Origin of the sequence: Reyranella sp. (assembly GCF_965229815.1) — a bacterium.
Lineage (GTDB): Bacteria > Pseudomonadota > Alphaproteobacteria > Reyranellales > Reyranellaceae > Reyranella.
Map to the genome: position 1 here is coordinate 1 of NZ_CBDDJN010000002.1, position 18954 is coordinate 18954.

The 18954-nt window shown below is 70.3% G+C and carries 15 protein-coding genes; 2 read left to right on the forward strand and 13 right to left on the reverse strand.

What is annotated here, in order from left to right; genetic code table 11:
• The 8 genes from ACO073_RS00410 to zapE form a co-directional block, all read right to left on the reverse strand.
• Positions 1-2336, reverse strand: a 2336-nt coding sequence (locus tag ACO073_RS00410) for a 2-oxoglutarate dehydrogenase E1 component (protein WP_421994127.1), incomplete at its 3' end; no start/stop codon positions are given.
• Between the two features lie 78 nt (positions 2337-2414).
• The gene (gene sucD, locus ACO073_RS00415; RefSeq protein ID WP_421994129.1) at positions 2415-3290 is read right to left on the reverse strand and encodes a succinate--CoA ligase subunit alpha; all 876 of its coding nucleotides are present in this window, start codon (positions 3288-3290) and stop codon (positions 2415-2417) included.
• The gene (gene sucC / locus ACO073_RS00420) at positions 3290-4486 is read right to left on the reverse strand and encodes an ADP-forming succinate--CoA ligase subunit beta (protein ID WP_421994131.1); all 1197 of its coding nucleotides are present in this window, start codon (positions 4484-4486) and stop codon (positions 3290-3292) included. The genes sucD and sucC overlap by 1 nt, the downstream gene beginning before the upstream one ends.
• 163 nt (positions 4487-4649) lie before the next feature.
• A complete protein-coding gene (gene mdh, locus ACO073_RS00425; RefSeq protein ID WP_421994133.1) occupies positions 4650-5615 on the reverse strand; it encodes a malate dehydrogenase in 966 nt (321 codons plus the stop codon).
• A gap of 70 nt (positions 5616-5685) precedes the next feature.
• Positions 5686-6603 carry a YHYH protein gene (locus tag ACO073_RS00430; protein WP_421994135.1) on the reverse strand — a complete coding sequence of 306 codons (918 nt, stop codon included), beginning with the start codon at positions 6601-6603 and terminating at the stop codon, positions 5686-5688.
• A 54-nt stretch (positions 6604-6657) separates the two neighbouring features.
• Positions 6658-7518: an alpha/beta fold hydrolase gene (locus ACO073_RS00435; protein WP_421994137.1), complete on the reverse strand. Its 861-nt coding sequence runs from the start codon at positions 7516-7518 to the stop codon at positions 6658-6660.
• A gap of 8 nt (positions 7519-7526) precedes the next feature.
• On the reverse strand, positions 7527-8426 hold the full coding sequence (locus ACO073_RS00440) for a dienelactone hydrolase family protein (RefSeq protein ID WP_421994139.1): 900 nt from the start codon (positions 8424-8426) through the stop codon (positions 7527-7529).
• A 65-nt stretch (positions 8427-8491) separates the two neighbouring features.
• Positions 8492-9655 carry a cell division protein ZapE gene (gene zapE, locus ACO073_RS00445; protein WP_421994141.1) on the reverse strand — a complete coding sequence of 388 codons (1164 nt, stop codon included), beginning with the start codon at positions 9653-9655 and terminating at the stop codon, positions 8492-8494.
• A 175-nt stretch (positions 9656-9830) separates the two neighbouring features.
• On the opposite strand from zapE, the gene fmt reads away from it, so the two are divergent.
• Together fmt and truA are read left to right on the forward strand one after the other, a co-directional pair.
• Positions 9831-10793 carry a methionyl-tRNA formyltransferase gene (fmt, locus tag ACO073_RS00450; protein WP_421994143.1) on the forward strand — a complete coding sequence of 321 codons (963 nt, stop codon included), beginning with the start codon at positions 9831-9833 and terminating at the stop codon, positions 10791-10793.
• A 9-nt stretch (positions 10794-10802) separates the two neighbouring features.
• Positions 10803-11591 (forward strand): tRNA pseudouridine(38-40) synthase TruA, encoded by a 789-nt coding sequence (gene truA, locus ACO073_RS00455; protein WP_421994145.1) that lies wholly within the window; start codon positions 10803-10805, stop codon positions 11589-11591.
• Here truA and ACO073_RS00460 read toward each other — a convergent pair.
• The 5 genes from ACO073_RS00460 to ACO073_RS00480 all read right to left on the reverse strand — a co-directional run bounded on the left by ACO073_RS00460 (position 11541) and on the right by ACO073_RS00480 (position 18928).
• On the reverse strand, positions 11541-12125 hold the full coding sequence (locus ACO073_RS00460) for a hypothetical protein (RefSeq protein ID WP_421994147.1): 585 nt from the start codon (positions 12123-12125) through the stop codon (positions 11541-11543). The two genes, truA and ACO073_RS00460, sit on opposite strands and share 51 nt — an antisense overlap.
• 7 nt (positions 12126-12132) lie before the next feature.
• Entirely contained in the window at positions 12133-13320 is a 1188-nt protein-coding gene (gene dapE, locus ACO073_RS00465) for a succinyl-diaminopimelate desuccinylase (RefSeq protein WP_421994149.1), read from the reverse strand.
• A gap of 138 nt (positions 13321-13458) precedes the next feature.
• Positions 13459-17115 carry an AAA family ATPase gene (locus ACO073_RS00470; RefSeq protein WP_421994151.1) on the reverse strand — a complete coding sequence of 1219 codons (3657 nt, stop codon included), beginning with the start codon at positions 17113-17115 and terminating at the stop codon, positions 13459-13461.
• Between the two features lie 25 nt (positions 17116-17140).
• Positions 17141-17800: a DsbA family protein gene (locus ACO073_RS00475; RefSeq protein ID WP_421994153.1), complete on the reverse strand. Its 660-nt coding sequence runs from the start codon at positions 17798-17800 to the stop codon at positions 17141-17143.
• 54 nt (positions 17801-17854) lie between these two features.
• Complete coding sequence (locus ACO073_RS00480) at positions 17855-18928, reverse strand: DciA family protein (protein ID WP_421994155.1); 1074 nt, start codon at positions 18926-18928, stop codon at positions 17855-17857.
• Positions 18929-18954 lie beyond the last annotated feature (26 nt).

An 18954-nucleotide genomic window follows, 5' to 3' on the forward strand; every position in this document is an offset into this window, starting at 1 on the left:
GTCGGCACGATCACCTGCCAGTTGTCCTCGGCGGAGAGCTGCAGGTAGCGCTCGAGGCGGGCCGAGCTGTGCTCGGGCCCCTGCCCCTCGTAGCCGTGCGGCAACAGCATCACCAGGCCGTTCATGCGCAGCCACTTGCTCTCGCCCGAGCAGATGAACTGGTCGATGATCACCTGCGCGCCGTTGGCGAAATCGCCGAACTGCGCCTCCCACATGACGAGCGCATTCGGTTCTGCCGAGGAGTAGCCGTACTCGAAGCCGAGCACGCCGGCCTCGTTCAGGGGACTGTCGATCACCTCGAAGTGTGCCTGGCCTTCGGCCACGTGGTTGAGCGGCACGTACTTCGCCTCGCTGGTCTGGTCGACCAGGACGGAATGGCGTTGCGAGAAGGTGCCGCGGCCCGAATCCTGGCCGCTCAGCCGGACCGGCGTGCCCTCGGCCAGCAGCGTGCCCCAAGCCAGCGCCTCGCCGGTCGCCCAGTCGATGTTCTCGCCGGTGTCGATGGTCTTGCGCTTCTCCTGGAGCTGCCGCGCGATCTTGCGGTTGAGCTCGAACGACTTCGGCGTGTCGCAGAGCGCGTGGCCGACCGCGCGCAGCTGGTCGAGGTCGACCGCCGTGCTGCCCTTGCGGTCTTCCTCGCCCGGCGCGACCGTGAGGCCCGCCCAGCGTCCCTCCAGCCAGTCCGCCTTGTTGGGCTTGTACTGACCGGCCGCCTCGAGCGCCTTGTCGAGCTTTTCGCGCAGCGCGCCGTCGAGCCCCGCCACGTCCTCGGCCGTGACCACGCCCTCGGCCTCCAGCCGCGCGGCGTAGACGTCCTTGACCGACTTGTGCCCACCGATCTGCTTGTACATCAGCGGCTGGGTGAACATCGGCTCGTCCGACTCGTTGTGCCCGTGCCGGCGGTAGCAGAACATGTCGATGACGATGTCGCGCTTGAAGTGCTGGCGGTATTCGGTCGCGATGCGCGCGACGTGGACCACCGCCTCGGGATCGTCGCCGTTCACGTGCAGGATCGGCGCCTGCACGATCTTGGCGACCTCGGTGCAGTAGGGTCCCGAGCGCGAATAGGTCGGCAGGGTGGTGAAGCCGATCTGGTTGTTGACGATGAAGTGGATGGTGCCGCCGATGCGGTAGCCGCCGAGATCGCTGAGGTCGAGGCTCTCGGCCACCAGCCCCTGGCCGGCGAAGGCCGCGTCGCCGTGCATCAGGATGGCCATGACCTGGCTGCGCTCGGTATCGCCGCGCTGGTCCTGCTTGGCCCGCGCCTTGCCCAGCACGACCGGGTCGACCGCCTCGAGATGCGAGGGATTGGGCGCCAGCGAGACGTGGATCGTGGCACCGTCGAAGTCGCGATCGGCCGAGGCGCCGAGATGGTACTTCACGTCGCCCGAACCGCGCATTTCCTCGGGCAGCGACGGGCGGCCCTGGAACTCCGAGAACAGCGCCGTGTAGCTCTTGTGCAGGACGTGCACGAGCGTGTTCAGGCGGCCGCGATGGGGCATGCCGATCACGACGTCGCGGATGCCGAGCTGGCCCCCACGCTTCAGGATCTGCTCGATCGCCGGGATCAGCGATTCGCCGCCGTCGAGGCCGAACCGCTTGGTGCCGACGAACTTGACGCCGAGATAGCGCTCGAGCCCCTCGGCCTCGACCACGCGCTCGAGGATCGTGCGGCGGCCCTCGACGGTGAACTCGGTGCGGTTCTCGATATGCTCGATGCGCTCCTGGATCCACGCCTTCTGGTCGGGATCGGAGATGTGCATGAACTCGACGCCGATCTTGCCGCAGTAGGTCTTGCGCAGCCGGTCCATGATCTGGCGCAGCGTCGCCTGCTCGCCGAGCGCCAGCGAGCCGAAGATCAGGATCGGTCGGTCCCAGTCGCCCTCGCCGAATCCGTAGGTCGCGGGATCGAGCTCGCGGTGCGGCGGGTGGCGCACCAGGCCCAGCGGATCGAGGTCGGCTTCGAGGTGGCCGCGGATCCGGTAGGCGCGGATGAGCATCAGCGCCCGCGCCGTGTCCTGGGCGGCCGCCTTGATCTCCTCCTCGGTCTTGCCGGCCAGCGCAGTCGGCGCGGCGGCGCCGTTGGCCCTGACGTTACGGTTGGCGGGTGCAGGGAGGCTCTCGGGATCGACCGCGCCGATCACGCGCGCCCCGTTGGGCGCCCACGAGGCGCCGCGGATCTCCGCCTCGACGTCGTCCTGGCGCTCGGCCAGCGCCTCGAAGAAGGTCCGCCATTCGGCGTCGACGGCGTTGGCGTCATCCAGCCAGCGGCCGTACAGCTCCTCGATGAAAGGCGCATTGGCGCCGAACAGGAACGAAGTCTGCTCTGCTCTCATTGGCTTTCTCCTCTGGCCCTCCTTCTTTTTTGCTCCTCTCCCCCGCCAGGGGGAGAGGAACAGGAGGGTGAATATGGGTCAGCCCTTCATCGCCTTAAGCATTTCGTCGCCCAGCGCGGCCGGCGAATCCGCCACCCTGATGCCCGCCGAGCGCATGGCCTCGACCTTGAACTCGGCCGTGTCGTTGCCGCCCGATATGACGGCGCCGGCATGGCCCATGCGGCGGCCCGGCGGGGCGGTGCGGCCGGCGATGAAGCCGACCACGGGCTTCTTGCCCTTGCACGACTTGATGTACTCGGCGCCCTTGACCTCGGCGTCGCCACCGATCTCGCCGATCATGACGATGCCCTGGGTCTCCGGGTCGGCCATGAACATCTCGAGGCATTCGACGAAGTTGGTGCCGTTCACCGGATCGCCGCCGATGCCGATGCAGGTCGTCTGGCCGAGTCCGGCCGCCGTGGTCTGCGCCACCGCTTCGTAGGTGAGCGTGCCCGAGCGCGAGACGATGCCGATCTTGCCGCGCTTGTGGATGTGGCCCGGCATGATGCCGATCTTGCACTCGTCGGGGGTGATGACGCCCGGGCAGTTGGGTCCGATCAGGCGCGACTTCGATCCGCCCAGCACGCGCTTGACCTCGACCATGTCGTTCACCGGGATGCCCTCGGTGATGCAGACGACCAGCGGGATCTCCGCGTCGACCGCCTCGAGGATCGAATCGGCCGCGTAGGGCGCGGGCACGTAGATGACGGTGGCGTTGGCGCCCGTCCTGGCGACGGCCTCGGCCACGGTATCGAACACCGGCAGGTCGAGATGGGTGGTGCCGCCCTTCCCCGGCGTCACGCCGCCCACCATCTTGGTGCCGTAGGCGATCGCCTGCTCGGAATGGAACGTGCCCTGCGAGCCGGTGAAGCCCTGGCAGATGACCTTGGTGTTCTTGTCGACCAGGACGGCCATCAGTTCGCCTCCTTGACGGCCTTGACGATCTTCTCGGCGGCGTCGGCCAGGTTTTCCGCGGACGTGATCTTGAGGCCCGATTCCTTCAGGATCTTCTTGCCGAGCTCGACGTTGGTGCCTTCCAGCCGCACCACCAGGGGCACGTGGAGATTGACCTCGCGGGCGGCCGCGACGACGCCCTCGGCGATGACGTCGCAGCGCATGATGCCGCCGAAGATGTTGACCAGGATGCCTTCGACGTTGGGGTCCTTCAGGATGATCTTGAAGGCCGCCGTGACCCGCTCCTTGGTGGCGCCGCCGCCGACGTCGAGGAAGTTGGCCGGCGAGGCGCCGTAGAGCTTGATGATGTCCATCGTGGCCATGGCGAGGCCCGCGCCGTTCACCATGCAGCCGATCTGGCCGTCGAGCTTGACGTAGTTCAGCGCGTACTTGGCCGCCTCGGTCTCGGCCGGATCCTCCTCGTCGACGTCGCGCAGGTCCTCCAGCTCCTTGTGCCGGTAGAGCGCGTTGTCGTCGAAGTTCATCTTGGCATCGAGGGCGACGACGTCGCCCGCGCCGGTGACGACCAGCGGGTTGATCTCGATCAGCGAGGCGTCGAGCTCGGTGAAGGCCTTGTAGAGCCCGCCCAGCAGCCCGACCATCGCCCCGACCTGCTTGCCGGAAAGGCCGAGCGCGAAGGCGATCCGCCGGCCCTGGTAGGCCTGAAAGCCGGCGGCAGGATCGATCGACTGGTGGACGATCTTCTCCGGCGACTCGTGAGCGACCGTCTCGATGTCCATGCCGCCCTCGGTCGAGGCGACGATGGCGATGCGCCCGACGGCGCGGTCGACCAGCATCGAGAGATAGAGCTCCCGCTTGATGTCGCAGCCATCCTCGACATAGAGCCGCTTGACCGTCTTGCCGGCAGGACCGGTCTGCTTGGTCACAAGGTCATGCCCCAGCATCGCCCCGGCATGCTGGCCGACCTCGTCCGCCGACTTGGCGATCCGCACCCCGCCCTTGCCGTCGGGAGCGTCCTTGAAATGGCCCTTGCCGCGGCCGCCGGCATGGATCTGCGCCTTCACCACCGTGACCGGCCCGCCGAGCTTGCGCGCGACGTCCATCGCCTCGTCCTTGGTATAGGCGACTCCGCCCTTGAGCAGCGGGACCGCGAACTTGGCCAGCAGGGCCTTGGCCTGGTATTCGTGGATGTTCATGGAATCCTTCGTCGGGATTTGTGTGCAAGGCCTGCGCCAATAGTCAGTTTTCTATCAAAACCGACTAAGGCTTGCGCCACTTTATGGGTGACGCAAGCCCTTGGCAATGAAGGAGGCATGAACCTTCCAAGACGTGCGACCAAAGTCGCGCGCAGCGTGCAGATCAGGCGCGGCCGACGATCTTGTTGGTGGCGTCGATGAGCGACTTCACGGCGGCGACGGACTTGTCGAACATCGCCTTCTCCTCGTCGTTGAACTCGACCTCGACGATGCGCTCGACGCCCTCCTTGCCGATCACCACCGGGACGCCGATGTACAGGCCCTTCACGCCGTACTCGCCGTTCAGCATGGCGGCGCAGGGGATCATGCGCTTCTTGTCCTTGAGATAGGACTCGGCCATGGCGATCGCCGAGGCCGCCGGGGCGTAGAAGGCCGAGCCGGTCTTCAGCAGAGCCACGATCTCGGCGCCGCCGTCGCGGGTGCGCTGCACGATCTTCTCGAGCCGCTCCTTGGTGGTCCAGCCCATGTCGACCAGGTCGTGCAGCGAAATGCCGCCGACCGTCGAGTAGCGCAGCAGCGGCACCATCGTGTCGCCGTGGCCGCCCAGCACGAAGGCGGTCACGTCGTCGACCGAGACGTTGAATTCCTCGGCGAGGAACAGGCGGAAGCGGGCGCTGTCGAGCACGCCGGCCATGCCGACGACCTTCTTGGCCGGGAAGCCGGTGACTTCCTGCATCAGGCCGACCATGGCGTCGAGCGGGTTGGTGATGACGATGACGAAGGCGTTGGGCGCGTGCTGCTTGATGCCCTTGCCGACCGAATCGATGATCTTGGCGTTGATGCCGACCAAGTCGTCGCGGCTCATGCCGGGCTTGCGCGGCACGCCGGCGGTGACGATCACGACGTCGGCGCCCTCGATGTCCTTGTAGTCCGAGGTGCCGCTGTACTTGGCATCGAATCCCTCGACCGGGCTGAGCTGGGCGATGTCGAGCGCCTTGCCCTTGGCGACGCCCTCGAGATCGGGGATGTCGAACAGGATGACGTCGCCCAGTTCCTTCTGGCCCGCGAGCAGCGCGAGGGTGCCACCAATCTGTCCGGCGCCGATCAGCGCGATCTTCTTGCGAGCCATGCCACACTCCCGATTTCTTGAAGGCGGCGCGTGGTAGCGCGATTCGCCGGGAGCGGCAAGAACACCGCGATCAGCGCGGCGGCGGCGGCTGGCGTCCGCCGGGACCCCTCATCGGACCACCCATCGCACCGCCGGGCGGCGGGCCGCCGCGCTTCAGGAAGCTCGTGTCGGCGACACCCATGAAACAGCGCGGCACGTACGGGAATTGCGCGGTGACGACATAGTAGTAGGCGCCCTCGGGAAACTCCGCGGTGACCCCCTCGCGGCCATTGCACTCGTCGAGATTGCCGGCGCCGCGCACATAGGCGTAGTCGCGCGCGTAGGTGCCGTCGGGCCGCCCGCCGGGACCGCCGGGATCGCGCACCGGCTTCAGTCGCCAGCCCGGGCGCGCCGCGGGGTCGACGTAGATCGCGAAGCCGTCGGCCGCCCAGCCGACCAGCACGGGGCGCCCACCGCCACCCAGGCTCTCGACCAGGCCGGTCGGCACGCCGTGATAGTGGTAGGAACCGTCGGGCTGGACATGGGCATTGTTGCGGTCGATGCCGAGCGGCCGCGCGCCCGACAGCGCCTCCATCATCCAGCCCGCACGCCGGTCGTTGTTCCAGTACTCGGCGGTGTTGGGATCGAACACCACGCCGTTGACGGCGACGCCGAACAGGTGATTGGGCCGGTAGTAGGTGGCATGGCCGGTCATCACCGGCTTCAGCGGCACGCGGAACGAATAGCTCTGGGCCGAGATGCGATTGGGATTGTCGCGGTTGGGAAAGGCGCCGGTGGCGTGGTTCGGCAGGCCGTCGGCGCGGATGAAGCGAACGCCCTGCCGCTCGTCGATCTCCATCCGCTGCGCGGCGGCGGCGCGCGGCACGAGGTCGAGCCACCAGGAGTCCTGGCGCTCGACGCCCTGCGGCTGGCCGGTTCCATGGTCGCCGTGCGCCCAGGCCGGGCCGGCGAGCAGCGCCAGGCAGGCGCCGATCCAGATCTGCTTCATTGGTCCTCCCGCCCCCGTGTCGGGGTTACGGGCGGGACTCTGGCTCCATCCCCCTCAGACGGGATGCCGGCCGAGATGCGCCAGCATCAGGTCGGTCGCCCGTTGCGATGCCTGGTCCATGACGAAGTGGCCGACGCCGGGCAGCACCTCGAACGCATAGGAGCCGCCGACGAACTCGGCCGTGCCCCGGGCGGCATCGGGGCCGACCGTGGCATCGGCATCGCCCCAGATGTAGAGGGTCGGCACGTCTATGGTGCCGATATCGGCGGCCAGCCCGACATTGGCGCGATACCAGGCGAGCGCAGCCTCGATCGCCGCCGGATTGCCCAGCACCGTGAGATGCTCGGCCATCGCCTCCGGCGGCACGCCCTGGCCGAACATGCCCTCGCGCAGCCGGCGCGCATCGTCCTGCAGCAGCAGGCCGCCGGTTCCGGCATCGAGGAAGGCGCGGTGATGGCGCGAGCGATGCTTCTGGTCGCCATCCGGCTTCTCCAGCGCACGGCGGAACGATTTCGGATGGGGCCGCGACAGGATCGTGAGCGAGGCGAGGCGCTCGGGATGCGCCCCCGCCACGCCCCAGGCGACCTGACCGCCCCAGTCGTGGCCGACGAGATGGAAGCGCCGGCCGCCACGGCCCGCGGCCTCGACGATGTCGATCGCATCGGCGACGAGCTTCTCGAACGCGTAGTTCGACAGGTCGGCGGGATCGGGCCGGGCGCCCGGCGAGTAGCCGCGCTGGTCGGGCGCCACCGCGCGATAGCCCGCGGCGGCGAGAGCCGGCAGCGCCGCCCGCCACGTATGGCGGGATTCGGGAAAGCCGTGCAGCAGCAGCACCAGCGCACCGTCGGCGGGACCCGCCACGTCGGCCGTGAAGACGAGTCCCTGCCGGGTCGTGAGGCTGATGCTGTCCGCCATTCCGGCGGTCAGCCTACGCCATTGGCCTTGAACCAGGCCAGCGCCCGCTTCCAGCCGTCCTCGGCCGGTTCCTTGCGGAAGGACGGGCGGTAGTCGGCGTTGAAGGCGTGCGGCGTGTCGGGATAGGTGATGATCTCCGACTTCATCGCCGCGGCGTTGCCCGAGGCCTTCAGCGCCTCGCGCATCTTGTCGACCGAGTCGTTGGGAATGCCGCTGTCGGCGCCGCCATAGAGGCCGAGCACCGGACCGTGCAGTTCCTTCACGATGTCGATGGGGTGCTTGGGCGTGAGCGGCGTCGACTGGCCGACGACGCGGCCGTACCAGGCGACCCCCGCCTTCACCGCCGGATTGTGCGCGTCGTACAGCCACACGATGCGGCCGCCCCAGCAGAAGCCGGTGATGCCGAGCTTGGCGGTGTCGGCCTTGCCCTCGCCCTTCACGAAGGCGACGGTCGAATCGAGGTCGCCCATGACCTGCTCGTCGGGCACCTTGGAGACGACCTCGCTCAGCAGCTTGGGGATCTCGGTATAGGTCTTGGCGTCGCCCTGGCGGAAATAGAGCTCGGGCGCGATGGCGCAATAGCCCGCCTTGGCGAAGCGCCGGCAGACGTCGGCGATATGGGCATGCACGCCGAAGATCTCCTGCACGACCAGGATCGTGCCGAAGCCCTGGCCGCTGGCCGGCATGGCGCGATAGGCGGCCATGTCCTTGCCGTCCTTGGTCTTGACCACGACCTCGCCGGCGGTGAGGCCGTCGGCCGGCGTGACGATAATGGTCTGCGCGCTGACCGGCTGGACCGACAGGGCGAAGCTGGCGCCGAGTGCGGTTCCCGCCAGCGCGGTACGGCGCGACAGGCCCCGGTCCATGACGCTCTGTCCCGAAAGAGAGATCGTGCGATCGCCGTCCATGCTGCCTCCATTCGATGGTATGGCGGCGAGCCTAGGACGGACCGGCGGATCGCCCGTAATCACAATTAGGCGATGTGCTCCAGGGCGAGATATTCGGGACTCTGCATCTCCATGAGACGCGAGACCGTGCGCTCGAACTCGAACGAACCGTCGCCCGAGACGTAGAGGCCGGTGGGCGCCGTCGCCGCCGAGCAGATGAACTTCACCTTCTTCTCGTAGAACGTGTCGATCATGGTCACGAAGCGTACCGCCTTGTCGTGGCTGTCCGGTCCCATCCGCGGAATGTCGGCGACGATGACGCTGTGAAAGTGGTCGGCGATGCACAGGAAGTCGGCGGCGCCCATCGGCTTGGCGCACCAGTCCATGAAATGCGCCATCGCCACGCCCGGCGCGGCGCGCGGAATCTCGACGTTGCGGCCCTGCGTGCGCAGCACGCGAGGTGCGCCGTCGGCGCCGCCGCTCAGCGAGCGGAATGCCTCGTCGAGCTTGGCCGTCGCCCACGCGCCGAGCGGCGTCAGGTAGACGTCGAAGTTGCGCAGCCGGCCGAGGCGGTAGTCGTGGTCGCCGCCCAGCTCCAGCACCTCGAGCCGCTCCTTCACCAGATCGATGAACGGCACGAAGCGCTCGCGCTGCAGCCCGTCCTTGTAGAGATCGTCCGGCCGCCGGTTGGAGGTGGCGATCACCGTCACACCCTGGTCGAACAGGGTCTCGAACAGGCGGGCCAGGATCATCGCGTCGGCGATGTTGGTGACCTGGAATTCGTCGAAGCAGAGCAGCCGGGTCTCGGCGGCGATCTCGCGCCCGATCGGCACGATCGTGTCGGCCTCGGGCGGCGCGCCCTTGGCGGCCAGCTCCTCGCGCCGGCGGTGCAGGCGCTCCTGGACCTCGAGCATGAACTCGTGGAAGTGCACGCGCCGCTTACGCGCGACCGGCGCGTCCTCGAAGAAGAGGTCCATCAGCATCGACTTGCCGCGCCCGACCGGTCCCCAGATGTAGAGCCCGTGCGGCCCGGCGGGCGCCTTCGGCGCCGACGCCAGCCCCAGGCGCGCCAGCAGTCCGGGCTTCGGTGCCGGCCGGTCGGCCGCGAGCGCGAGCTGCTCGAACACCGCCTGCAGACGCTGGACGACGCGCTCCTGGGCGGGATCGGCATGGACTTCGCCGGCAGCGCGCAGCGCGGCGAGGTTGGCGGCAGGCCCCTTGCCGGCGATCGAGGGGGTGTGGACTTCCATTGTCGGCGCATACCTAGAGCGGAATGCGACGAGATGGAACCGCACGCGGTTCCATCTCATCGCATTCGCGCGCACTGGGACTGTGTGTTGCAGGAGGCATGGTGGGTCCAGCTGATTGCAGCTGGACCCACCATGCTATAGCTCAGCCGCGCGTGGCTGCCTATAAGGTCCGGCGATGAAGATCGCCTTCCTCGGCACCTCCGACTTCGCCGTTCCCGCGCTCGAGGCGTTGGTCGAGGCCGGCCACGACGTGGCCTCGGTCTACACGCGCGCGCCGCGCCCCGCCGGCCGCGGCCAGCAGGAGCGTCGCACGCCCGTGCACGAGACGGCGCTGGCGCTGGGGCTCTCCGTGCGCACGCCGCGCAGCCTGCGCAGCGAGGACGAGGCCGCCGCCTTCCGCGCGCTCGACCTCGATGCCGCCGTCGTCGTTTCCTATGGTCACATCCTGCCGCCGAGCTTCCTCGAGGCGCCGGTGCTGGGCTGCCTGAACATCCACGGTTCGCTGCTGCCGCGCTGGCGCGGCGCCGCGCCGATCCATCGCGCCATCCTGGCCGGCGACGTCGAGACCGGCGTCACGATCATGAAGATGGACGAGGGGCTCGACACCGGGCCCATGCTGCTGGCCGAGCGCACGCCGATCTCGGCCGCCGACACCGCGGAGACCGTCCATGACCGGCTGGCCGCGCTCGGCGCACGCCTGATCGTGTCGACGCTCGACGCGCTGGTGTCGCGCAGCCTCGAGCCGGTGCCGCAGCCGGACGAGGGCGCGACCTACGCCCACAAGCTCGGCAAGGAGGAAGGCGCGCTGGACTGGCGGCGCCCCGCCGCCGAGCTCGAGCGCAAGGTGCGGGCGTTCCATCCCTGGCCGGGCACCTGGTTCGAGGTCCAGGGCGAGCAGGGCAGCGAGCGCATCAAGGTGCTGGAAGCGGGCCTCGCGCTCGCCGCCGGTGCGCCGGGCGCGCTCAGCATCGGCCGCGACGGCTTCCCGGTCGTGGCCTGCGGCGTCGGTGGCCTGAAGCTCCTGCGCCTGCAGCGCCCGGGCAAGTCGGCGCAGGCGGCCGACGCCTTCCTGCGCGGCTTCGCCCTGCCCGCCGGCACGGTCCTGCCGCCGCCCGCCGCCGTCCCCCTGCCCGCCTGAACGCCCGCCGTGGCGCGCTACAAGCTCACGATCGAGTACGACGGCGGACCGTTCGTCGGCTGGCAGCGCCAGGACAATGGCCCGTCGGTGCAGGGCGCTCTGGAGGACGCCGTGTTCGCCTTCACCGGCGAACGCGCGGCGGTGACGGGCGCCGGCCGCACCGACACCGGCGTGCACGCACGCGGCCAGGTCGCGCATCTCGACCTCGCCGAGGAGCGGCCGGTCGACACCGTGCAGGCGGCCATCAACTTCCATCTCAAGCCGCTGCCCGTCGCGGTCGTCGAGGCCGCACCGGCGGCGCCCGACTTCCACGCCCGCTTCTCGGCCACGGGACGCCGCTACCGCTACTCGATCCTGAACCGCCGCGCCGCGCCGGCGCTCGACCGCGGCCGCGTCTGGCACGTGCCGGTGCCGCTCGATACGGCGGCGATGCAGAAGGCGGCGGCGCTGCTGGTGGGCCGCCACGACTTCAACAGCTTCCGCTCGGCCGCCTGCCAGGCCGCCTCGGCGGTCAAGACGCTCGACCGGCTCGACGTCACGCGCGAGGGCGAGCGGCTGGAGATCGACGTCGCCGCCCGCTCCTTCCTGCACAACCAGGTGCGCATCCTCACCGGCACGCTGCAGCTCGTGGGTCGCGGCCGCTGGAGCCTCGACGACGTCGCCCGGGCGCTGGCCGCCCGCGACCGAACGAAGGCCGGTCCGACGGCACCGCCGCAGGGCCTCTGCCTGATGGCGGTGACCTACGGCTCAGGCCCCGGCCATGCCGAGGATGCCGACGTAGCGGGCGACGATGAATGACAGGAGCAGCGAGGGCACCCAGTTGACGATGAGCAGCATCGCCGACATCAGCCAGTCGGTGCCGAGCGCCAGGCGGGTCGTCACCAGGAACCAGTAGAAGAAGAGCGCCCGCAGCGCGATGTCGGTCAGGACGGCGAGCGAGGCCGGCATCACCGCCTCGAAGGAGATGGCGGCGGTCGCGATGATCGTTCCGGGCAGGTTGATCCAGTTCAGCGCGCCGATGTAGCGCGGGTAGCGGTCGAGCCAGCCGCGGCGGCGCGCCACCTCGTAGAAGATCACCGGGAACAGCAGCCACTCGACGACGTAGCGCATCACCTCGATCATCACGATGTCGAGCGCGTCGGCGGCGACGTCGACGCTGGCGTAGCTCACCAGCACGTAGAGCGCATAGATCGGCGCGGTCAGCGCCATCACCCGGAACGAGCGCAGGCAGGCTTCCGGCGTGTTCTCGAAGCGCATCAGCGCCGCGGGATCGCGCTGCAGCAGACCCAGCGCGCCCTGCAGGCCGCGGGCGATCTCGGCGGCGGTCAGCACGGCCGGCCTAGGCCGCGAAGTAGCGGTCGAGCATCGTCTCGTAGACGCGGCTCAGCAGGCGCAGATCCTCGATCGCGCTCTTCTCGTCGACCTTGTGCATGGTCTCGCCGACCAGGCCGCACTCGAGCACCGGGCAGTAGCGCCGGATGAAGCGTGCGTCCGAGGTCCCGCCGGTGGTCGACAGCTCGGTCTCGACGCCGGCGACGTCGCGGATGGCGCCGGCCACCAGATCGCTGAGCGGCCCGGGCGGCGTGTAGAACGACTCGCCCGACACTTGGGCCGAGAGCTCGATCGTGCCGTGACCGCCCAGCGCGGCACTGGCGCGGTCCAGCCGCTCCTGCAGGTGCGCCAGCAGGGTCTGCGACGTCCAGAGATCGTTGAACCGCGTGTTGAAGCGCGCCCGCACGACGCCCGGCGCGATGTTGGTCGCCTTGTTGCCGACGTCGACGGTGGTGAACTGCAGCGAGGTCGGCTGGAAGTGCGTCGAGCCCTCGTCGATCGGCTCGCGCACCAGGGCGGCGATCAGCGCCGACAGGCGGTGGATCGGATTGTCGAGCCGCTCGGGATAGGCGACATGGCCCTGCACGCCGCGCACCGTCAGGTCGACGTTCATGCTGCCGCGCCGGCCGATCTTGATCATGTCGCCGAAGCGCTTCGAGCTGGTCGGCTCGCCGACGACGCAGGCGTCGATCGTCTCGCCGCGCCCGGCCAGCCGCTCCAGCATCTTGACCGTGCCGTTGATCGCGGGCCCTTCCTCGTCGCCGGTGATCAGCAGGCTGATCGAGCCGCCGAAGGCCCGCCCGCGGCGGGCGAGGAAGTGCGCGGCGGCGTCGACGAAGGCGGCGATCGCGCCCTTCATGTCGGCGGCGCCGCGCCCGAACAGGTAGCCGCCGGCGAGCTCGGCCGAGAACGGGCCGATGGTCCACGACGACAGGTCGCCGACCGGCACCACGTCGGAATGGCCGGCGAAGCAGAAGTGAGGGCCGCCGCTGCCGATACGGGCGTAGAGGTTGGCCACGTCGTCGGTCCCGGCCTCGCTGAAATCCATGCGCTCGCAGGCGAAGCCGAGCGGCGCGAGCACGCCCTCGAGATGCTGCAGGGCGCCCGCCTCGCGCGGCGTCACGCTCTCGCAGCGCACCAGCGCGGCGGTCAGTTCGACGACGTCGGTGACGGGGGGAGCCATTGTGTCGGGCATGCGGCGACACTACAGGCGGTGCCGGACAAAGAGAAGGGCGCCGACAGGCCTGGCCGGCGCCCAGTTTTTCGAGAGAGGAAGATCTGTCTTCTTGCTTGTGTAGTCTCGTCGCCCCGCGATGCGCGGGATTCCTGCCGCCTAGGCGGCGATGCGGTCGGCCTCCATCAGGTTGACCGACACGAGCTGCGACACGCCGCGCTCGGCCATGGTGACGCCGTACAGCCGGTCCATGCGCGCCATGGTGACGCGATGGTGGGTGATGACCATGAAGCGCGTGTCGGTACGGCCGGCGATCTCCTTCACGAGGCCGCAGAAGCGCTCGACGTTGAGGTCGTCCAGCGGCGCGTCCACCTCGTCCAGCACGCAGATCGGCGCCGGGTTGGTCATGAACACCGCGAACAGGAGCGAGATCGCCGTCAGCGCCTGCTCGCCGCCCGACAGCAGCGACATGACCTGCAGCTTCTTGCCCGGCGGCGAGGCGTGGATCTCGAGCCCGGCCTCCAGCGGATCCTCCGATTCGGTCAGCCGCAGCTCGGCCTTGCCGCCGCCGAACAGCTTGGTGAAGAGCTGCTGGAAGTGGCCGCTGACCTGCTCGAAGGCGGCCACGAAGCGCTCGCGCCCTTCGCGGTTCAGGCTCTGGATGCCCTGGCGCAGGCGGCCGATGGCCGCCACCAGGTCGTCGCGCTCGGCGGTCATGCCGGTGATCTGCTGCTCGAGCTCGGCAGCCTCCTCCTCGGCCCGCAGGTTGACCGCGCCCATGGTCTCGCGCTCGTGCACCAGCCGCTCCAGCCGATGCTCGGCCTTCTCCAGCTCGGGCAGCTCGTCGAGGGTCTGCACCTCCGCCGCCGCCAGCACGCCGTCGGGCTCGCAGCGCAGGCGCTCGACGATGCGCTCGACCACCGCCTCGCGGTCGCGCGTCGCCTGCTCGACCTGGCCCTCGCGCCGCACCCGGCTCTCGCGCGCCGAGGCGAGCTCGGTCTCGGCCTGCTTCAACGCCTTGTCGGCCTCGCCGAGGCGCGTCTCGCCGACCGCCAGCCGGTCGGCCGCCTCCTGGCGGCTCTGCTCGGCCTTGGCGATCTCCTCGCCCAGCGTCAGCCGCTTGGCCTCGATCTCGCCCGGCCGGGCCGCGAGCTCGGCCAGCGAAGCCGCGATCTGCTCGCGCCGCGCGTCGAGCTCGACGATCTGGCCGTCGGCATCGGCCAGCCGCTTGCTCCAGCCCTCGTGGTCCTGCGCGATCTGCGCCAGCCGGTCGCGCCGCATCGCCGCCTCGCGGGCGAGGCGGTCGCACCGTCCCTCGGCCTCGACCAGCGCGGCGCGCAGCTCGGCGATGCGGGCCCGCAGCGTCGCGGCGGTCTCGCGGTCGGCCTGGCTGTCGGAGATCGCCGACAGGCGCGCCTCGCGGAAGGTGCGGCGCATCTCGACGTCGGCGATGTCGGTCAGGACCTCGGCCATCGTCTTCTCGACGCCGCTCAGCCGGGTGTGCAGCTGGTCGGTGCGGCGCGCCACGTCGGCGTGACGGTCTGTCGCCTGGGCGGCGACACGCTCGGCGGCGGCGACCGCCTCGCGGGCGGCGCGCTCGGCCATCCGCGTGGCCTCGCCGGCCTCCTGGGTCTTGCGGCGGGCCGCCTCGGCGACGCTGCGCTCGTGCGCGCGGGCCTCCTCGACCGACGCCTTCTCGGCCTCGCGCGCGGCGGCCAGCAGGTCGGCAGCGGCCTCGACATGCGCCTGCGCCTCGGCCTGCTCGGCCGCGACGCCTTCGATCTGCTGGCGGATCTCGGCCAGCCGGTTGCGCTGGCTGAGCCGCACCGCCGCCGTCGACGGCGCGCCGGCCCGCATCGTGTAGCCGTCCCAGCGCCAGACCGCGCCGTCGCGCGTGACGAGCTGCTGGCCCGGCATCAGCCCGCCCTGCAGCACCGCACCGGTCTCGTCGTCGGCGACGATGCCGATGAAGGCCAGCCGGCGCTCGAGTTCCGGCAGGGTCCGGACGTGGTTGGCGAGCGGCGTCGCGCCTTCCGGCAGGGCCGGCGCGTCGGCCAGCGGGCCGAGCGGCAGCCAGTGCACCGGCGCGCCGCGGTCGGACGAGGCTTCCAGCTCCTCGCCGAACGCCGCGCCCAGCGCCTTCTCGAAGCCCGGCTCGACGGTGATGGCGTCGAGCAGCGGCGGCCACAGCGAATCGGCGGCCGACTTCAGCGCCGCCGCCACGCCGGCTTCCTCGGCCCGCAGCTTGGTGAGCCGCCCGTTGACCTTCTGCAGCACCTCGCCGGCCGCGGCATGGCTGTCCTGGGCGGCCTGGCGCTCGGCGGCGCGCAGGCGCTCGGTCTCGAGGCGGGCGACCTCGGCCTCGGCCACCGCCTGGCGGGCGGCGTCCGATTCGAAGCGCTCGGCCTCGCGCGCCTCGTCAACCGCCTGCTGGCCGTCGAGCCGCGCCTGCTCGAGCGCGGCGCGCGCCGCCTCGAGCTCGGCCTCGACCTCGGGAAGCTCGGGCAGGCCCGTGAGCTCGGTCTCGATCTGCCGCTGCTGGCCGACCATCTCCTCGCGACGGATGTCGAGGCGGCGCAGGCGCTCGCGCAGCTCGGCGAGCTCGCGGCCGACGCTCTGGCGCAGCGCCTCGTCGTCGGCGATCTGGCGGGTCAGCCGGTCGTGCTCGGCCTCGGCCGTGCTCGTCTCGCCCTGGGCGGTGTCGCGGGTGGCGGCGGCCTCGGCGGCGCGCTCGTCCTCGCCCACCTGCTCCTGCTCGAGCCGGGCGCGCTGGCCGTCGAGATCGGCGATGGCGGTCTCGGCGTCGGACTTGCGGCCATGCTCGCGGCCGAGATCGGTCTCGGTCTGGCCGAGCCGCGTCTGCGCCTCCTGCTGGGCCTGCGCGACGCGCTCGGCCTCGGCGGTCAGCGCATCGTGGGCCACGCGCAGCCGCTGCAGGGCGGCCGCCGCCGCGGCCTCGTCGTTGCGCAGCGGCGGCAGCGCGGTCGCCGCCTCGGCCTGCGCCGTGGTGGCGAGGCCGACCAGGCGGGTGAGATCGGCGACCTGCGATTCGGCCTCGCGCAGGCGCTCGCCGGCGTCGGCCAGCTCGCGCTCCGCGGCCGCCAGCTTGAGCGCCAGCACGGCCGCCTCGGCGCGGCGGATATGGTCGCTGAGGTTGCGGTAGCGGCTGGCCTGGCGCGCCTGCCGCTTCAGCCCCTTGTGCTGCTCCTCCAGCGCCACCAGCACGTCCTGCACGCGGGCGAGGTTCTGCTCGGCGGCGCGCAGGCGCAGCTCGGCCTCGTGGCGGCGGGCATAGAGGCCGGTGATGCCGGCGGCCTCGTCGATGATGCTGCGGCGGTCGGCCGGCTTGGCGTTGATCAGCGCGCCGATGCGGCCCTGGCTGACCAGCGCCGTCGAGCGCGAGCCGGTGGCGGCGTCGGCGAACAGCGTCTGCACGTCGCGCGCGCGGATCTCGCGGCCGTTCACCGAATAGGCCGAGCCGTGGCCGCGCTCGATGCGGCGCACGATGTCGAGCATGTCGGCGTCGTTCACCATTGCCGGCGCGGTGCGGGTCTTGTTGTCGAGGGTGAGCGTGACCTCGGCGATGTTGCGCGCCGGCCGGGAGCCGGTGCCGGCGAAGATCACGTCCTCCATCTCGCTGCCGCGCATCTGCTTGGCCGAGGTCTCGCCCATGACCCACTTCAGGGCCTCGACGAGGTTGGACTTGCCGCAGCCGTTGGGGCCGACAATGCCGGTCATGCCGGGCTCGATGGCAAGCTCCGTCGGATCGACGAACGACTTGAAGCCGGAGAGCCGGAGTTTGTCGAAATGAACCATCTACCCCACGCCTGTCTGTTGACGACTACTTCGCGCGCTTGGCGAACACCGAGTCGAGCTCCTCGACCGAACGCGCCCCCTTGTACTGCTCCCCGTCGATGAACAGCGTCGGCGTCGAGCTGACGCCGAGCGTCTCGCCGCCGCGATAGTCGGCGATGACGGCATTGGCCTTGGCCTCGTTGGCAAGGCACGTCTTGATCTCGGCCTCGTTGAGGCCGGCGATGCGCAGCGGCTTGGCCAGCTCCGCCACCGGATCGGGCGTGGCCGCCCAGGTCGGCTGGCTGCGGAAGATCAGGTCGATGATGCCGAAATAGCGGTCGGGCGCGGCGCACTCGGCGATCTGGGCGGCCTTTGCCGCGACCTGGTCCAGCGGGAAGTCGCGGTAGATCAGCTTCACCTTGCCGGTGTCGATCCACTTCTTCTTGATCTCGGGCAGGATCTGGGTGTGGAAATGGGCGCAGTGCGGGCAGGTGAACGAGGCGTACTCGATCATCGTGATCGGGGCCTTGGGATCGCCCAGCACGTGGTCGCCCGGCATCACGCCCAGCAGCTTGGCCTTTTCCGGCGTCGCCGCGACGGCGACCGGCGGCTGGCCCGGCGACGGCGCGCGGGTGCCGAAATAGACGCCAGCCGCAATCGCGGCCACCGCCACGACACCTGCGGCGACGATCAAGATATTCCGCATACCGTCTTCCTCTCCACTACATCTTGGGAATTCGCCCTGTGGGGAGTCAAACGATTACCGCCCCACCTGGCGCAAAATCGCGGCAATGGCATCGGCGCCGCCGGGATTCGAATAATTCTGGTCGTTGATGAACAGGGTGGGCGTCGAATGGACCCCGAGCGCCTGGCCGGACTGGACGTCGGCGATCACCTTGTCCATCGCCCGGTCGTCGGCGAAGCAGGCCTCGGCCTTGTCCGGGGTCATCCCCCGGCCCGCCAGCACCTTGACCATCTCCTCGAGCGGATCGCCCCCGGTCAGCCATTCGACCTGCTTCTGAAACAGGAGCTCGACCGTGGGAAAGAACCCCTCGGGACCGGCGCACTCGGAGAGCTGGCTGGCGCGGGTCGCCACGACGTCGGACGGGAAGTGGCGATGGACGAACAGCAGCTTGCCAGTGTCGATCCATTCCTTCCGCACCGTCGGCATCACGGCGATGTAGAACTGGGCGCAGAACGGGCAGGTGAACGAGGCATAGTCGATCAGGATGTTGGGCGCGTCGGTCCGGCCCATCGTGTGGTCGCCGGGCAGCGGCATCAGCAGCTTCTCGCGCGGCAGGTTCTGGGCTTCCGCCTCGCCGCGGGGAGCGAGCAGCAGGCCGCCGAGGCCGAGCAGCAGGCCGCGGCGGCCCGTGCCGATGCGGGCGCCGAGCCGGGCCAGGGCGGCGCGCAGGTCGGGATCGCTGACGGCGGCGGCGCGCTCGACCGCGGCCTGCAGGCTGCGCGCATCGGGCGGCGGCGTCGCGGCCCGCACGGGCGCGGCCGAGACGGCCCCCTGCACCAGCCGGATGTCCTCGATCATGCGATGGCCGAAGTAGGCGTTCACGCGCTCGACGATCTGACCCGCGCCGTGCTGCACCTCCAGCGCAGCAGCGCCGGGCACGCGCAGCCGCAGCATCGCGCCGCCGCGGCCGCGCGCCGGCAGCAGCGCCTCCGGCCGGCTGACCCGCGCCAGCTCGGCGCCGACGATGGCCGACCATTCTGCGCGCAGGCGGGCGACCGATCCCGACCGTCCCGCCTTGCGGCGCCGGGCGATGTCGGACGCCAGCCGCTGGGCCAGTCCGCCGACGGCGCGAAAGCCGTTTTCCCGCATGGACCCTTTCAAACTCCGCTCCGTAT

Bases quoted from the DNA above. Each gene is read 5' to 3' on its own strand.
- ACO073_RS00430 (WP_421994135.1), bottom strand. From the start codon at position 6,603: ATGAAGCAGATCTGGATCGGCGCCTGCCTGGCGCTGCTCGCCGGCCCG.
- sucD (WP_421994129.1), bottom strand. From the start codon at position 3,290: ATGGCCGTCCTGGTCGACAAGAACACCAAGGTCATCTGCCAGGGCTTC.
- ACO073_RS00480 (WP_421994155.1), bottom strand. From the start codon at position 18,928: ATGCGGGAAAACGGCTTTCGCGCCGTCGGCGGACTGGCCCAGCGGCTG.
- ACO073_RS00470 (WP_421994151.1), bottom strand. From the start codon at position 17,115: ATGGTTCATTTCGACAAACTCCGGCTCTCCGGCTTCAAGTCGTTCGTC.
- ACO073_RS00435 (WP_421994137.1), bottom strand. From the start codon at position 7,518: ATGGCGGACAGCATCAGCCTCACGACCCGGCAGGGACTCGTCTTCACG.
- ACO073_RS00475 (WP_421994153.1), bottom strand. From the start codon at position 17,800: ATGCGGAATATCTTGATCGTCGCCGCAGGTGTCGTGGCGGTGGCCGCG.
- dapE (WP_421994149.1), bottom strand. From the start codon at position 13,320: ATGCCCGACACAATGGCTCCCCCCGTCACCGACGTCGTCGAACTGACC.
- mdh (WP_421994133.1), bottom strand. From the start codon at position 5,615: ATGGCTCGCAAGAAGATCGCGCTGATCGGCGCCGGACAGATTGGTGGC.
- zapE (WP_421994141.1), bottom strand. From the start codon at position 9,655: ATGGAAGTCCACACCCCCTCGATCGCCGGCAAGGGGCCTGCCGCCAAC.
- fmt (WP_421994143.1), top strand. From the start codon at position 9,831: ATGAAGATCGCCTTCCTCGGCACCTCCGACTTCGCCGTTCCCGCGCTC.
- sucC (WP_421994131.1), bottom strand. From the start codon at position 4,486: ATGAACATCCACGAATACCAGGCCAAGGCCCTGCTGGCCAAGTTCGCG.
- ACO073_RS00440 (WP_421994139.1), bottom strand. From the start codon at position 8,426: ATGGACGGCGATCGCACGATCTCTCTTTCGGGACAGAGCGTCATGGAC.